General features: G+C 72.5%; 10 protein-coding genes and 2 pseudogenes. 1 reads left to right on the top strand and 11 read right to left on the bottom strand.

The window, feature by feature from the left end; genetic code table 11:
• The 5 genes and pseudogenes from RH94_RS05160 to RH94_RS05140 form a co-directional block, all read right to left on the bottom strand.
• Positions 1 to 726: pseudogene (locus RH94_RS05160) on the bottom strand ((2Fe-2S)-binding protein); the annotation flags it as partial.
• Positions 723 to 1,616, bottom strand: coding sequence for an FAD binding domain-containing protein (locus RH94_RS05155; protein WP_073946462.1), 894 nt, complete (start codon positions 1,614 to 1,616; stop codon positions 723 to 725). The gene RH94_RS05155 and the pseudogene RH94_RS05160, both read right to left, overlap by 4 nt.
• 274 nt (positions 1,617 to 1,890) lie before the next feature.
• A complete protein-coding gene (locus RH94_RS05150; RefSeq protein ID WP_073946461.1) occupies positions 1,891 to 3,558 on the bottom strand; it encodes a beta-N-acetylhexosaminidase in 1,668 nt (555 codons plus the stop codon).
• A gap of 138 nt (positions 3,559 to 3,696) precedes the next feature.
• Entirely contained in the window at positions 3,697 to 3,975 is a 279-nt protein-coding gene (locus RH94_RS05145) for a DUF3039 domain-containing protein (protein WP_073946460.1), read from the bottom strand.
• A gap of 28 nt (positions 3,976 to 4,003) precedes the next feature.
• Positions 4,004 to 4,576: a YqgE/AlgH family protein gene (locus RH94_RS05140; RefSeq protein ID WP_073946459.1), complete on the bottom strand. Its 573-nt coding sequence runs from the start codon at positions 4,574 to 4,576 to the stop codon at positions 4,004 to 4,006.
• A 279-nt stretch (positions 4,577 to 4,855) separates the two neighbouring features.
• Between RH94_RS05140 and murA the strand changes: the two genes are divergently transcribed.
• Positions 4,856 to 6,196: a UDP-N-acetylglucosamine 1-carboxyvinyltransferase gene (gene murA, locus RH94_RS05135; RefSeq protein WP_073946458.1), complete on the top strand. Its 1,341-nt coding sequence runs from the start codon at positions 4,856 to 4,858 to the stop codon at positions 6,194 to 6,196.
• A 759-nt stretch (positions 6,197 to 6,955) separates the two neighbouring features.
• Here the strand turns inward: murA and RH94_RS05130 are convergent.
• The 6 genes and pseudogenes from RH94_RS05130 to RH94_RS05105 form a co-directional block, all read right to left on the bottom strand.
• Complete coding sequence (locus RH94_RS05130) at positions 6,956 to 7,237, bottom strand: HU family DNA-binding protein (protein ID WP_073946457.1); 282 nt, start codon at positions 7,235 to 7,237, stop codon at positions 6,956 to 6,958.
• Positions 7,238 to 7,544: 307 nt separating this feature from the next.
• Positions 7,545 to 8,960: an NAD-dependent malic enzyme gene (locus RH94_RS05125; protein ID WP_073946456.1), complete on the bottom strand. Its 1,416-nt coding sequence runs from the start codon at positions 8,958 to 8,960 to the stop codon at positions 7,545 to 7,547.
• Positions 8,961 to 9,359: 399 nt separating this feature from the next.
• The gene (locus RH94_RS05120; protein ID WP_079188902.1) at positions 9,360 to 11,717 is read right to left on the bottom strand and encodes a HelD family protein; all 2,358 of its coding nucleotides are present in this window, start codon (positions 11,715 to 11,717) and stop codon (positions 9,360 to 9,362) included.
• Positions 11,718 to 11,795: 78 nt separating this feature from the next.
• The gene (locus RH94_RS05115; protein ID WP_073946454.1) at positions 11,796 to 12,554 is read right to left on the bottom strand and encodes an anti-sigma factor family protein; all 759 of its coding nucleotides are present in this window, start codon (positions 12,552 to 12,554) and stop codon (positions 11,796 to 11,798) included.
• Between the two features lie 50 nt (positions 12,555 to 12,604).
• A complete protein-coding gene (locus tag RH94_RS05110; RefSeq protein WP_019056398.1) occupies positions 12,605 to 13,126 on the bottom strand; it encodes a sigma-70 family RNA polymerase sigma factor in 522 nt (173 codons plus the stop codon).
• A 352-nt stretch (positions 13,127 to 13,478) separates the two neighbouring features.
• A pseudogene (locus RH94_RS05105) lies at positions 13,479 to 14,072 on the bottom strand (CGNR zinc finger domain-containing protein).
• Positions 14,073 to 14,230 lie beyond the last annotated feature (158 nt).

The raw sequence follows: 14,230 nt of genomic DNA, 5'->3' as shown, positions 1-14,230 counted from the left end.
GTGCGCGCCGCCTGCCGGAGCCCCGGCCCGGTACGGGTCCTGCGCCGGCCCGGCGCCCTGCCCGCCCTCGCCCGGCTGTCCGGCCGGCCCACGCGCGTGCGTGCCGTCCGCCGCCCGCTCGCCCGGCTGCCCGGCCGACTCCGCCTCGGCGCGCGGCCGGCTCCACGCCTCGCCCACCGCCTCCGTCGCCCACGGCGCGGCCGCGCCGCCGGGGAGGGTGGCCGGAGGGGTGCCGCCCCACTGCTGGACCAGGGACGACGTGGTGAACTCGCCCGACTCGTCCGGGATGTCACCCTGGGCGACAGGGATCGACCACTGCCCGGTCACGTCCTGCCCGGGCGCGTGCGGGGCCTCGGCGGCCTGGTCCGCCCGGGTCTCGTCGAAGGTCCAGTGCTGGGTGGCCTCCGGGTGGTACGTGAACCGGTCGTCCGCCTGTGCGCCCGTGCCCTGCGGCGCGGCGCCGGGCTCGGGCCACCGGGCGCCCTCCGCGGGCGCGCCCGGCACGGCCCAACCGCCGGTGGCCGCCGGGTCGGTGGCCGTCGGGTCGGTGGGCGCGACCGTTATCTGCGGCGGCACATAGCCCTGCCCGGGTGCGGCCAGGAGGGCGTCGATGCCGCCCTCGGGCAGCTTCACGAACGCGGTGGCGCCGTCGTCGTAGTCGCCCTGGGGCAGCGGGTCCCAGCGGCCGCCGCCCGGAGCGCCCTCTCCGTGCTGGTCGTCGGTCACGACAGCGCCCTCCCCAGTGCTCGTCGGGCCAGTACGGCGACGGTGCGCCGCAGATGCAGTACGGCGGGCGGAAGGTGCGGCACGGAGCCGTCCTCGGCCGGGGCCGGATCGGGGATGCAGGCCGCGGCGACGTACTCCCCGAAGGCGTTCAGCGCCTCCGGGACGATCGCGCGGTTGTTGTCCCAGTCGATGAGCCGGCCCACCCAGTGCTCGGCGTCCAGCGGCCTGAGCGGCATCGGCGCTATGGCGCCCACCGCGCACCGCACCCCGCGCCGGGCCGGGTCGAGGACCAGCGCCACGGACGCCACCGCGCGGCCGGGGCCGGTGCGGCCGGTCGCCTTCAGGAAGACCTGCGGCGCGTGCAGCAGCGGCACGCGCACGTAGCCGATGAGCTCGCCCGCGCGGAGCATCTCCACGCCGGCCAGCAGGTGCGACACCGGGATCTCCCGGCGGGCTCCGCCCGGGCCCGCGACGATCAGCGTCGCCTCCAGGGCGGCCAGCACCGGCAGCGCGTCCCCGGTGGGGGCGGCCGAGGCGATGTTGCCGCCGAGGGTGCCCGCGTTGCGGATGTGCGGCGGGCCGGCCGCGCGCGCCGCCGCCGCGAGGGCGGGGATGAGGGCGGCGAAGTCGGGGCGCCCCATGCGCGCGTGCGTGAGGCCCGCGCCGAGCAGTGCGTGGCCGTCCTGGTACTGCCAGCCGCGGATCTCGCTGATCCGGCCGAGGCCGACCAGCGCGGCGGGCCTGAGCTGCCCGGAGTTGACGGCGGCCATGAGGTCGGTGCCGCCCGCCACGGGAACCGCGGCGGGCATGGCGGCGAGCGCCGCCACGGCCTCGTCCAGCGTCGTGGGCAGCGTGACGGCCTGCCCCGCCTGCGGTGCGTGCGTGGTCAAAACCGGCTGCCCCTTCCCGCTGCCCACTGGTCCCACCCGTGCTGCCGTACGGTACGTGCCGACAGGGCGGACGTGGCAACTCTGGCACATCTTCGCAGGGGTCGAAGACAGGGGTCCGCTAAGGGGTGTTCGCCCACCTCACCAGTGACATCGACCTGTTTGGGAGGGCATCACCGATGCGGGCGAATTTCCACTCTTCGCTGACTCTTGCGGACTTTTTCCAGCACCAGTTCGAGACGGCGGGCCGACGGCCGCCCCGGTGCCCGCCGGCCGGCTACCGCGACGGCGGCGGCCCCTCGACGGGCCGGCCCAGGACACCCGGCCGCCGCTGCCACGGACGCGGCCCGGTGGGCGGGCGGTAGCGGACACCGAGGGCGTCCAGCCGCCGGTAGTGGGTGGCCATCCGCCGCTCGAAACCGGCGAAGTCCCGTTCCCCCGGAGCGGGCAGAGGGCTCCAGGCGACCTCGGCGAACGCGGCCAGCCTGGGGAAGACCTGGTAGTCCACGCGCGCGGAGTCCTCCATCACCTCCGTCCACACATTGGCCTGGGTGCCCAGCACATGACGGGCCTGGTCCGCGTCGAGTCCGGGCGGAACCGGCTCGAACCGGTAGACGTCCTCCAGGGTGCGCACGTAGCCGATCGGCACGGGCTCGTCCTCGCCGGAGGCCTGGCGGTGGTCCAGGTACACCTGCTGCTCCGGGCACATGACGACGTCGTGGCCGGCCCGCGCGGCGGCGATCCCGCCGGCGTATCCCCGCCAGGACGACACCGCGGCCCCGGGCGCGAGCCCGCCCTCCAGGATCTCGTCCCAGCCGATCAGCCTGCGCCCGCGCGCGGAGAGCCAGCGGTCGAAGTGGCCGACGAACCACGCCTGCAGCTCGTCCTCGTCCGCCAGCCCGAGTTCCTTGATGCGCGCCTGCGCGGTGGGCGAGGCCCGCCACTGCTCCTTGGGGCACTCGTCGCCGCCGATGTGGAAGAACTCCGAGAACGCGGCCGCGTCCGCGGGGAACAGTTCGAGCAGTTCCCCGAGGACGTCCTCGTAGAACCGCAGGGTGGTGTCGGTGGGGGCGAGTACGTTCGGACTGATCCCCCAGTCGTCCCGGACGGTGAGGGCGGAGGTGTCGACGACGTCGGTGTTGCCGAGTTCCGGGTACGCGGCGATGGCGGCCTGCGAGTGCCCGGGTACGTCGATCTCGGGGACGACGCCGATGTACCGCTCGGCGGCGTAGGCGACGATCTCCCGGATGTCGTCCCGGGTGTAGTGGCCGCCGTGGGGTTTGTCCTCCCACAGCGGGGACGCCCGGTGGCCGAATCTCGTCCGCGCCCGCCAGGAGCCGGTCTCCGTCAGCCTCGGGTGGCGCTCGATCTCGACGCGCCAGCCCTGGTCGTCCGTCAGGTGCAGGTGCAGCACGTTGAGTTTGTGCGCGGCCATCAGGTCGACGTAGCGCAGGACGCCGTCCTTGGGCATGAAGTGCCGGGCCACGTCGAGCATCAGCCCGCGCCAGCGGAAGCGCGGGGCGTCCTCGACGACCCGGGCCGGGACCGCGCGGGCGGCGTCCGGCCGTACGGGGGCACGCCGGAAGGCGTCCGGGCCGAGCAGCTGGCGCAGGGTCTGCGCGCCCCAGAAGACCCCGGCCGGAGAGCCGCCGCGGATCTCGACGCCCCGGCCGGGAACGGCGGCGAGCCGGTACGCCTCGGGCTCCAGGGCGTCGTCCAGGCACAGCCGTACGGAGTTCGGGGCGTCCTCGGGGCCGGCCGGGAGGGGCAGGCCGAGGGCCGCGCCGAGGGTGGCGCGCAGCCAGCGCTCCGTGGAGCCCGTGCCCGGCGCCGCCCACAGGACGGTCTCCCGGCCGAGCGGGACGGCGCGGCCCGGGGGGCCCGGGGTTCCGGCCACGGCGCGCGGCGCCGGAATCACGTCGGTCGTGCCCTCAGGGGTAGCCATGCCCTCATGGGTAGCGTCGGCCGCGACGCAGCGCAACGAGCGTTGCACATGCTGCACACTCCGCTCGACAGCACAGGCCCCCGGGGCACGCCGGAGGGCGCCTCGGGGGCCTACAGGTCTCGGCCGAGCGGTGGCCGGTTACTTCTTGTCGTCGCCGCCCTCGCCGCCGCCGTTCATGGATTCGTAGATCTCCTTGCACAGCGGGCACACGGGGTACTTCTTCGGGTCGCGGCCCGGCACCCACACCTTGCCGCAGAGCGCCACGACGGGCGTACCGTCGAGGGCGCTCGCCATGATCTTGTCCTTCTGGACATAGTGGGCGAAGCGCTCGTGGTCACCGTCGCCGTGGGACACCTGCGGCGTCGGCTCGACGAGGGTCCCCGTACCAGTGCCGCGCTCGGGCTCGAGAGTGCTCATACGGCAAGGGTACTGAAGCCGGCCGGCATCAGTTGAGCGACGGGTCGTCCGGATACGTGGCCACCATCGCCAGCTCGTTGCGCTGGCGGCGCAGCACCTCGCGCCAGAGCCTCTCGGGGGACGGCGAGGAGACGTCGCCGGGTTCGGACTCGACGACGTACCAGGCCCCTTCCGCCAGTTCGTCCTCCAGCTGGCCGGGGCCCCAGCCGGCGTATCCGGCGAAGATCCGCAGTGAGCCGAGGACGGAGGCCAGCAGCTCGGGGGGTGCCTCCAGATCGACGAGACCGATCGCGCCGTGCACCCGGCGCCAGCCCAGCGGGGTGTGTTCGCCGGCGCCGCCGCCGGGGATGACGGCGACACCGAGCGCGGAGTCCAGCGACACCGGGCCGCCCTGGAAGACGACACCGGGCTCCCCGGTGAGATCCGCCCAGCCCTCCAGGATGTCGCCCACGTCCACGGGGGTGGGACGGTTGAGGACGACACCGAGGGAGCCCTCCTCGTCGTGGTCGAGAAGGAGCACCACCGCACGGTCGAAGTTCGGGTCCGCCAGGGCGGGCGTTGCCACGAGCAGCCGCCCTGTGAGCGAGGACACCTCGGTCATGCCAGACATGATCCCGCATCTTCCCGTCACGTGGGGAGCCAATCCGGCTACGTGAGTGAGAGCAGTTCAGGGGCACGGATGCGTGACCGGCGCACCGCGGTTCCGGTGACCGTCCGTGCCCGGTGCTCAACGGCTCGTGTTGTGACACGGCCATGACCCGACCGGGCCGACGACGGGCTTACGGAAGGGGGGCGCGCGGCGACTAGTCTGTCTCTCCGGCCCCCTGACCGAAGTGATCGGCCGGCCCCTGACCAACTCATCCATCGGAACGCGAGATACATGACCGTCAACGACGATGTCCTGCTTGTCCATGGCGGAACCCCGCTGGAGGGCGAGATCCGTGTCCGCGGTGCGAAGAATCTCGTACCGAAGGCCATGGTCGCCGCTCTGCTGGGCGGTGAGCCGAGTCGCCTGCGCAACGTTCCGGACATCCGTGACGTGCGGGTCGTACGCGGTCTGCTGCAACTGCACGGGGTGACGGTCCGGCCGGGCGACGAGCCGGGTGAGCTGGTGCTCGACCCGACCCACGTGGAGAGCGCGAACGTGGCCGACATCGATGCCCACGCGGGCTCGTCGCGCATCCCGATCCTGTTCTGCGGCCCGCTGCTGCACCGGCTGGGGCACGCGTTCATCCCGGGGCTGGGCGGCTGCGACATCGGCGGCCGGCCGATCGACTTCCACTTCGACGTGCTGCGGCAGTTCGGCGCGGTGATCGAGAAGCGGGCCGACGGCCAGTACCTGGAGGCGCCCAAGGGCCTGCGCGGCACGAAGATCCGCCTCCCCTACCCGTCGGTCGGCGCGACCGAGCAGGTGCTGCTGACGGCCGTGCTGGCCGAGGGCGTCACGGAGTTGTCCAACGCGGCCGTGGAGCCGGAGATCGAGGACCTGATCTGCGTCCTGCAGAAGATGGGCGCGATCATCGCGATGGACACCGACCGCACCATCCGCATCACGGGTGTGGAGAAGCTCGGCGGCTACACCCACCGGGCGCTCGCGGACCGTCTGGAGGCCGCGTCCTGGGCGTCGGCGGCGCTGGCGACCGAGGGCAACATCTACGTCCGCGGCGCGCAGCAGCGGTCGATGATGACGTTCCTGAACACCTACCGGAAGGTGGGCGGCGCGTTCGAGATCGACGACGAGGGCATCCGCTTCTGGCACCCCGGCGGCCAGTTGAAGTCCATCGCGCTGGAGACGGACGTGCACCCCGGCTTCCAGACCGACTGGCAGCAGCCGCTGGTGGTCGCCCTCACCCAGGCGACCGGCCTGTCGATCATCCACGAGACGGTGTACGAGTCCCGGCTGGGCTTCACCTCCGCGCTGAACCAGATGGGCGCGCACATCCAGCTGTACCGCGAGTGCCTGGGCGGCTCCGACTGCCGCTTCGGCCAGCGCAACTTCCTGCACTCCGCGGTGGTCTCCGGCCCGACCCGCCTGCAGGGCGCCGACCTGGTCATCCCGGACCTGCGCGGCGGCTTCTCCTACCTGATCGCCGCCCTGGCCGCCCAGGGCACCTCCCGCGTCCACGGCATCGACCTGATCAACCGCGGCTACGAGAACTTCATGGAAAAGCTCATGGAACTCGGCGCCAAGGTCGAACTGCCGGGCCAGGCCCTCGGCTGACCGGACCCGGCCGGCCCCCGGCCCCCAGGCTCCCGGCCCCGGCCTGACGGCGCGGCCGGGAGCCTGGGGGCCTGCCCAGGGTCGGAACCCCGGCAGGTCCACCAGCCGGTCGCGCTCGCAGGCCCCGGCCCGGGCACTAGGGCGTGTTTCGAAAGTCCCGCCTGCCCCGCGACGCCTGGCACGGCGCCTCGCCGCGTTGTCGGGATCGTCCGCGTACGCCCAGTACGCGGACGACCCTCCGCCTTGCGATGCACCGCACCAGACGCCGCGGCGCCCGCCCTCCGGGCGGACGGCGCTACTTTCGAAACACGCCCTAGCCCGACCGGGCAGCGGCCCGTTCCCGCCCGGGTGCGCACCACCTGACCGGAATCCACCGAAACCGGGGGCGCCCGGCCGAGCGCTCCTGCCCACCCCGGGCCCGGCGGCTCACAGCCGACGCTCCGGGGCCCCCGCCGGAGGCCCCGGGCAGCACAACAACTCGCCGCGTCGGCGGCGAGGGAACAACTCCTCCGACCAGCGGCCCGGCGAAGCAGACCCGGCCGCGGTCCGCCCGGCGGCCCCGGCCGGACCGCGAAGCCGCCCCCGGCGAGGGGCGCGGGGACCGTCCCACGGTCGACGCGGCGTTTCCCGGGGCCGGGGACCGGCTCAACGGGCGTGTACGGCGATGGGGCGGCCCCCCGTGAAAAAGGGGGCCGCCCCATTGGCGTGGTGTGCCCTACGGGGCCTCGTACGCCGTCTCATGGCGTACGGACGGCAAGGTCACTTGCCCTTGGCGGCTTCCTTGAGCTTGCTGCCCGCGGAGACCTTCACGCTGTAGCCGGCCGCGATCTGGATCGGCTCGCCGGTCTGCGGGTTGCGGGCGGTGCGAGCGGCACGGTGGGTGCGCTCGAAGGTCAGGAAACCAGGGATGGTGACCTTCTCGTCCCCCTTGGAGACGATCTCGCCGACGACCTCGGCGAACGCGGCCAGCACGGCGTCGGCGTCCTTGCGGGTCACCTCGGCGCGGTCGGCCAGCGCGGCCACCAGCTCACTGCGGTTCATGTTGTTACTCCCGTGTTCTTCTTGCCGTTGCGGCGTGCCACGCGGCGAAGCCGCATGTTGGGCACAGCGAAGCCGATGCTGCCAGGGTCCTCGGTCGGTCCCCGGACCCGGGTCCGTCGCCAAACCCTCGCGCCCAGGGTGGCATCCTGCCTCCACCTGCGGCATCAATGCCAATCCGGCACCCATAGGAGTCGCGAGAACACCCGCGGGCGTCACACGAAAAGAGTGCCCGATTCCAGGCACGATAAGGCCGCTCCGGTGACCGGATGTCCCGCGACGCGCCGGTTTCACCGCGCCGTGGTGCTCGTCACGCCGTCGCCCCGGACTTCTCCGCCGCCTCCCGGACGGCCCCCGCGACCGCGCCCGCGACCCTCTCGTTGAAGACGCTCGGAATGATGTAGTTCGGGTTCAGCTCGTCCTCGGTGACCACGTCGGCGAGGGCCTGCGCGGCGGCCAGCATCATCTCCGTGTTGACGCTGCGGGACTGCGCGTCCAGCAGGCCGCGGAAGACGCCCGGGAAGACCAGCACGTTGTTGATCTGGTTGGGGAAGTCGGAGCGGCCGGTGGCCACGACCGCCGCCGTCTCGCGGGCGATCGCCGGGTCCACCTCGGGGTCGGGGTTCGCGAGCGCGAACACGATCGCACCCTCGGCCATGGCGGACACGTCGTCGCCGTCGATCACGTCGGGCGCCGAGACCCCGATGAAGACGTCCGCGCCGTGCACGGCCTGCTTCAGGGTGCCGGTGAGGTTCTCGGGGTTGGTGTTCTCGGCGATCCACCGCAGCGCCGACTCCGGGGCGGCGTCGACGAGGTCCTCGCGGCCCGCGTGCACGACGCCGTGGATGTCGGCGACGACGGCGTTCTTCACACCGGCCGCGAGCAGCAGCTTGAGGATGGCCGTACCGGCCGCGCCGGCGCCGGACATCACCACGCGCACGCTGTCGATCTCCTTGCCCACCACGCGGAGCGCGTTGGTCAGCGCGGCGAGCACGACGATCGCGGTGCCGTGCTGGTCGTCGTGGAAGACGGGGATGTCCAGCGCCTCGCGCAGCCGCGCCTCGATCTCGAAGCAGCGCGGCGCGGAGATGTCCTCGAGGTTGATGCCGGCGAACCCGGGGGCGATCGCCTTGACGATCTCGACGATCGCGTCGGTGTCCTGGGTGTCCAGGCAGAGCGGCCAGGCGTCGATGCCGGCGAACCGCTTGAAGAGGGCCGCCTTGCCCTCCATGACCGGCAGCGCGGCCTTGGGGCCGATGTTGCCCAGGCCCAGCACCGCCGAGCCGTCCGTCACGACCGCAACGGAGTTGCGCTTGATGGTCAGACGGCGGGCGTCCTCGGGGTTCTCCGCGATCGCCATGCAGACGCGGGCCACACCCGGCGTGTAGACCATGGACAGGTCGTCACGGTTGCGGATGGGGTGCTTGGACGCCATCTCGATCTTGCCGCCGAGGTGCATGAGGAACGTACGGTCCGAGACCTTGCCCAGCGTGACGCCCTCGATGCCGCGCAGCTTCTCGACGATCTCCTCGGCGTGCGCCGTCGAGGTGGCCGCGATGGTGACGTCGATACGGAGCCGCTCGTGGCCGGACGCGGTGACGTCGAGGCCGGTCACCGAGCCTCCGGAGGACTCCACGGCCGTGGTGAGCTGCGATACGGCGGTTCCGCCTGCCGGCACCTCCAACCGGATCGTCATCGAGTAGGAGACGCTGGGCGCCGTTGCCATGACCGACTTCCTCTGCTTTCACCGTGTCGCGTGGTTGTGCCGTCCGATCGTCGCACCTACCCCTGAGTACGTGGTAACCGCCTTCGATTGCGGACTTTTTGTTCCCCGGGGGCGTGTCGTTTCGGAAAGTGACTTTCACCATACGAGAAGACCGCCGGACGGTGAAAGGCTCCCGCACGGCAGAAGAGGTCCGCGTCACTCTTGCGACGCGGACCTCTGGGAGAAGTGAAGCGACACCGACCCGCCATGCTCGCCTCGCGGCAAGTGGTCGCTCTGAGCGACGAAGGTTGGGCCCGGGGGCTTGGATCGGGCCGGTGCCACGTCCAGGCTAACAAACGGATGCCCCGCGGCCATTCCCGTCGAAGCGGTTCGTTCCCCTCGGTCCCGCGGCGGACCCGGTCAGTCCCGCAGCAGATCCGGCACGCCCGCCCCGTCCGGTTCGTCCCGCTCGCCCGAGACGACCGTCAGCTGCTGGGTGGCCCTGGTCAGGGCGACGTAGAGGACCCGCAGGCCGGCCGGGGACTCGTCGGCGATCTCCGCCGGGGACACGACGATCGTCGCGTCGTACTCCAGCCCCTTCGCCTCCAGGCTGCCCAGGGCCACCACCCGGTCGCCGAGCCCGGCCAGCCAGCGCCGGGCCTCCTCGCGCCGGTTCATGGCGACGACCACGCCGACCGTGCCGTCGACCCGGTCCAGCAGCCGCTCGGCCTCCGCCCGTACGGTCTTCTCCACCGAGCCCCGTACGACGGCGAAGCGCGGCTCCACCCCCGTGGAGCGGACGGCCGACGGGGCCTTCGAGCCGGGCATGGCCAGGGCGAGGACCTTCGAGGCCAGCTCGGCGATCTCGGCCGGGTTGCGGTAGTTCACGGTCAGCTGGAAGCGGCGGCGCGGACGTGTGCCCAGGGCCTCGTCGCGGGCCTCGGCCGCCTCGTCCGGGTCGGACCAGGAGGACTGGGCGGGGTCGCCGACGACCGTCCAGGTGGCGTGCCGGCCGCGGCGGCCGACCATCCGCCACTGCATGGGCGTGAGGTCCTGCGCCTCGTCCACGATGACGTGCGCGTACTCGGTGCGCTCCTGCGCCAGCCGCTCGGCCCGCTCCCACTGCGACTCCTCGCGCACGGGCATCAGCTCCTCCAGGCCGGTGAGCTGGTCCAGCGGGTCCAGTTCGCGCCTCCGCTTCGGGCGGGCCGGGGCGCCGAGGATCGCCTGGAGCTCGTCGAGCAGGGCGATGTCGTGCACCGAGTACCCGTCGCGCCTGAGCGAGCGGGCGACCCTGCGCACCTCGCCGGGGTTGAGGATCCGCCGGGCCCAGCGGCCCAGCCGCCGCTCGTCGGCCATGGCGGTGAGCACGGCCCGCGGGGTCAGCTCCGGCCACCAGGCGTCCAGGAAGGCGAGGAAGGAGTCCTCGCCGGTGACGTCCTCGTCGAAGGAGGAGCGCAGCTCGGCGGCCAGTTCCGGGTCGGTGTGCCGGGCGGCGCCGCCGGACCGCTCCCACAGGGCGTCCAGCAGCAGCTTGCGGGCGCGCGGGCGCAGCAGGTTGACCGGCGCGGTGCCGCCCAGGGCGGTGCGCCGGACGCGGTCCAGATCCTCGCCCTCCAGCTCCAGCCGGCGCCCGAAGGCGACGACCCGCAGCCGGTCCGGTGACCCGCCGGGTTCCAGCGCTCCGCGGGCCGCCTTCCGCAGCACCTTCAGCATCCGGTACGACCCCTTGGCCCGCGCCACCGACGGGGAGTCGTACAGCGTGGCCTCGGCCCCCTCGACCAGCGAGCCGATCGCGCGGACGGCGACCTGGCCCTCCTCGCCGAGCGAGGGCAGCACGCCCTCGGTGTAGGCGACGAGCAGCGGGGTCGGGGAGACGATCAGGATGCCGCCGGCGTAGCGGCGCCGGTCCTGGTAGAGCAGGTAGGCCGCCCGGTGCAGGGCGACCGCCGTCTTGCCCGTGCCCGGACCGCCCTCGACCTGCGTCACCGAGGCGGCGGGGGCGCGGATGACCAGGTCCTGCTCCGCCTGGATGGAGGCGACGATGTCCCGCATGGTGTGGCCGCGGGCCCGGCCGAGCGCGGCCATCAGCGCGCCGTCGCCGATGGCGGGCAGCTCGTGGCCGTCGAGGAAGGCCCGCAGTTCGGGGCGCATCAGGTCGTCCTCGACACCGAGGACGCGCCGTCCCTTGGAGCGGATGACCCGGCGGCGTACGACCCGGCCGGGTTCCACCGGGGTGGAGCGGTAGAAGGGGGCGGCGGCCGGGGCACGCCAGTCGATGACCAGCGGGGAGTAGTCCTCGTCGAGGACACCGATACGGCCGATGTGCAGGGTCTCGGCGATGTCGGCCGTGTTGTCCTCGCGCACCGTGCCCTCGGCCGGCTCCACGGCGGTGTAGGCCCCGTCGGGTCCTTTCCTGCCGTCCTTGCCGGCCAGCAGGTCGATCCGGCCGAAGAGGAAGTCCTCGAACTCGTTGTTCAGCCGGTTGAGGTGGATGCCCGCCCGGAAGACCTGCGCGTCCCGCTCGGCCAGCGCGCCGGGTGTGCCCACCTGGCCGCGCTGGGCCGCGTCGCGCATCAGGAACTCGGCCTCGTGGATCTTCTCCTCGAGACGCCGGTACACCCGGTCCAGGTGCTGCTGCTCCCCGCGGATCTCCCGATCCCGTACGGAGTCGTGCGCCTCACCGTGGTCCGAGCCGTGTTCCGAGCCGTGAACCGGCCCGTGATCCGAGCCGTGGACCGTTCCGACCGCGGAATCCTGTTGAGCCTGAGCGGCCACCGGGCCCCCTTCTGACGTGCTGGGCAGCCGTCAACCGTACGCGAAGGGGACCCGCTCACGGAAGCCGGGCGATCTGACCTAGGCCTTGACCTCGACGAGCTTCTTGCCGTCGAAGGTCACCACCTCGAAGTGGTCGATCTGGTTCGGCTCCAGGGCGGCGCCGCCACGGACGTAGAGGGGCTTCTTGGCCTCCTCCGTCTTGGCGTTCGGGGTGCCGTAGCCCCAGGGCGGGACGGACCAGGTCGTGAGGGTCTCGCGCTCGCCGTTCTTGCCGACGGCGATCAGCGAGCACTTCTGCGGGCCGGTGACGTTCGTCAGTTCCGCGACGGCGCTCGTGCCCCAGTCCTTCTTCTCCACGGCGATGGTCGCGGTGACCTGCGTCGTCGGGTCCGTCGCCGTGACCTTGTCGGGCATCCCCTGGAAGGTGGTCGGCGCGGAGCCCACGGCCACGTCGGTCCTGCCGCCGCTGTCCGAACCGCCCGCCGCGTACACGGTCAGCGGGCCGCCGATGATCAGCGCTGCCGCCGCCGCGACCAGGTAGAAGCCGCGCCGGCGCTTCTGGGCGCGGCGTTCGGCGACCTCGTCGACGAGCTTCTCCACCAGGCGCGGGCTGGGCTTGGCCGACAGGGACTCGCCGATCGCGGGAGAGCCGGAGCCCGGCAGGTCCGCGAGCGCGGCCAGCATCGGCTCCATCCCGGCCAGCTCGTCGAGCTGCTGAGCGCACCACTCGCAGCCGGCGAGGTGGGCTTCGAACGCGGTCGCCTCGGTGTCGTCGAGAATTCCGAGGGCGTAGGCGCCGACGGTCTCGTGCTCGTTCGGGGCCTGAGATCCCTGCATGGACCCAGACATACCCGAACCACCCGTTCCGAATCCCCCGTACACGCTCATCACGCCGTCACCCCCCGCTCCTCCAGAGCCAGCTTCATCGAACGCAGGGCGTAGAACACCCGGGAGCGGACGGTGCCGCTGGGTATGCCCAACGTCTCGGCCGCCTCATTGACGGTACGTCCCTTGAAGTACGTCTCGACGAGCACCTCCCGGTGAGCCGGGGTCAGGTCGTCGAGCGCGTCCGACAGCGTCATCAGCCACAGCGCCTTGTCGATCTCGTCCTCCGCGGGGATGACCTCCAGCGGCGACGGATCGACCTCCTGCGGCCGGGCCTGCCGGCTGCGGTGGCCGTCGATGACGATGCGCCGGGCGACCGTCACCAGCCAGGGGCGTACCGAACCGGTCGCTCGATTGAGCTGACCGGCGTTCTTCCAGGCACGGATGAGCGTCTCCTGCACCACGTCCTCGGCACGCTGCCGGTCTCCGGCGACCAACCGCAGGACATACGCAAGGAGAGGTCCGGCGTGCTCTCGATACAGCGCACGCATCAACTCCTCATCAGGTTCCGAGGACTGGGACATGCGATGTCGGGCCCTCGCTCCACGTTCTTTGGCCACGGCCGCATCCTTGCGCACGCCCACCTCCGGTGTCCGGGGCTTCCCCCAGTCGGTCGCTCGCCGTCGGGTACGGATGTGGGTCGCACCGTGTTCAAAACCGGCCGACGGATTTCTGCGGCCGGTGTGACGAGGGGGACATGAGAGCACATTCCCCCCGCGCGATGTTTACATTTCCGACACAACATCAAGGCCGCGCTGACTTCCCGTCAAACCTGCTCACCAAACGGGGTGTTACCGAAATCACTTCGACGCCGACCTCGCGCAACCGGCAAATGGGATGACCGACCGGTCGTTCGGCTCCTTCGGCCCCCGGTCCCTACGCGCGGGCGAGGGCGGCGCGTCGGCGGTGCCGGGCCACCCGTTCGCGGTTCCCGCACACCTCGCTGGAGCACCAGCGCCTCCTGCGCCCCCGGGACGTGTCCAGGTACACGATCGGACAGTTGTCGCCCTCGCACTGCCGCAGGCCCGCCCGGGCGACGGGGTCGGTGAGCAGCTCCACGGCATCCCGGGCGACCGCCGCGAGCAGCGCCGCGCACTCGGGCGGCTCGGCCAACTCACTCACGAGGGTGCCGTCTTCGCTCCGTACGGCACGGAGGGCCGGGGGCGCGGCACGTGCGAGGTCGTTGACGCGGGCGAGCGCGGCATCGTACGACCGAGACGTGGCGACCGGACAACCGAGCACCAACTCCCGTACATCTTCACGAAGTTCTCAAAAGCGGCCGATCCAGGAGGCGTCCGCGTGCGCCGGTGGAGCACCGGGCGGGACCAGCCCCGAGCCCGCGATCCAGGCGCGCAACGGTGCGAGGGAGTCCAGTCGTTCGGCGGGATGGCTGGTGGACAGCAGGTCCAGACAGACCCGCCCGGCGTCGAACCGCAGCTCGTACGGGACCGTGGCCGCACCCAGTGCCATGTGCCTGTCACCGCCTAGGCTCCCCCCGGCCGGCAACGACGACCGGGGCACTCGTCAGGGGCCGGGAACCCGTCCCCTCCCACCATGCCCGCCCGCACGCCCACCCGGTAGTCCCCGAACCACCCGGCGTCCCGCCCGGCGGCCCGTCCACGGCGGCG

This window comes from Streptomyces kebangsaanensis, assembly GCF_001906585.1.
GTDB lineage: Bacteria > Actinomycetota > Actinomycetes > Streptomycetales > Streptomycetaceae > Streptomyces > Streptomyces kebangsaanensis.
This window is presented reverse-complemented; position numbering and strand designations above follow the sequence as displayed.

What these genes read in the sequence shown, in the direction of transcription:
- RH94_RS05130 (WP_073946457.1), bottom strand. Translation starts at nt 7,237, where the DNA reads ATGAACCGCAGTGAGCTGGTGGCCGCGCTGGCCGACCGCGCCGAGGTG.
- RH94_RS05150 (WP_073946461.1), bottom strand. Translation starts at nt 3,558, where the DNA reads ATGGCTACCCCTGAGGGCACGACCGACGTGATTCCGGCGCCGCGCGCC.
- murA (WP_073946458.1), top strand. Translation starts at nt 4,856, where the DNA reads ATGACCGTCAACGACGATGTCCTGCTTGTCCATGGCGGAACCCCGCTG.
- RH94_RS05145 (WP_073946460.1), bottom strand. Translation starts at nt 3,975, where the DNA reads ATGAGCACTCTCGAGCCCGAGCGCGGCACTGGTACGGGGACCCTCGTC.
- RH94_RS05125 (WP_073946456.1), bottom strand. Translation starts at nt 8,960, where the DNA reads ATGGCAACGGCGCCCAGCGTCTCCTACTCGATGACGATCCGGTTGGAG.
- RH94_RS05115 (WP_073946454.1), bottom strand. Translation starts at nt 12,554, where the DNA reads ATGCAGGGATCTCAGGCCCCGAACGAGCACGAGACCGTCGGCGCCTAC.
- RH94_RS05110 (WP_019056398.1), bottom strand. Translation starts at nt 13,126, where the DNA reads ATGTCCCAGTCCTCGGAACCTGATGAGGAGTTGATGCGTGCGCTGTAT.
- RH94_RS05140 (WP_073946459.1), bottom strand. Translation starts at nt 4,576, where the DNA reads ATGACCGAGGTGTCCTCGCTCACAGGGCGGCTGCTCGTGGCAACGCCC.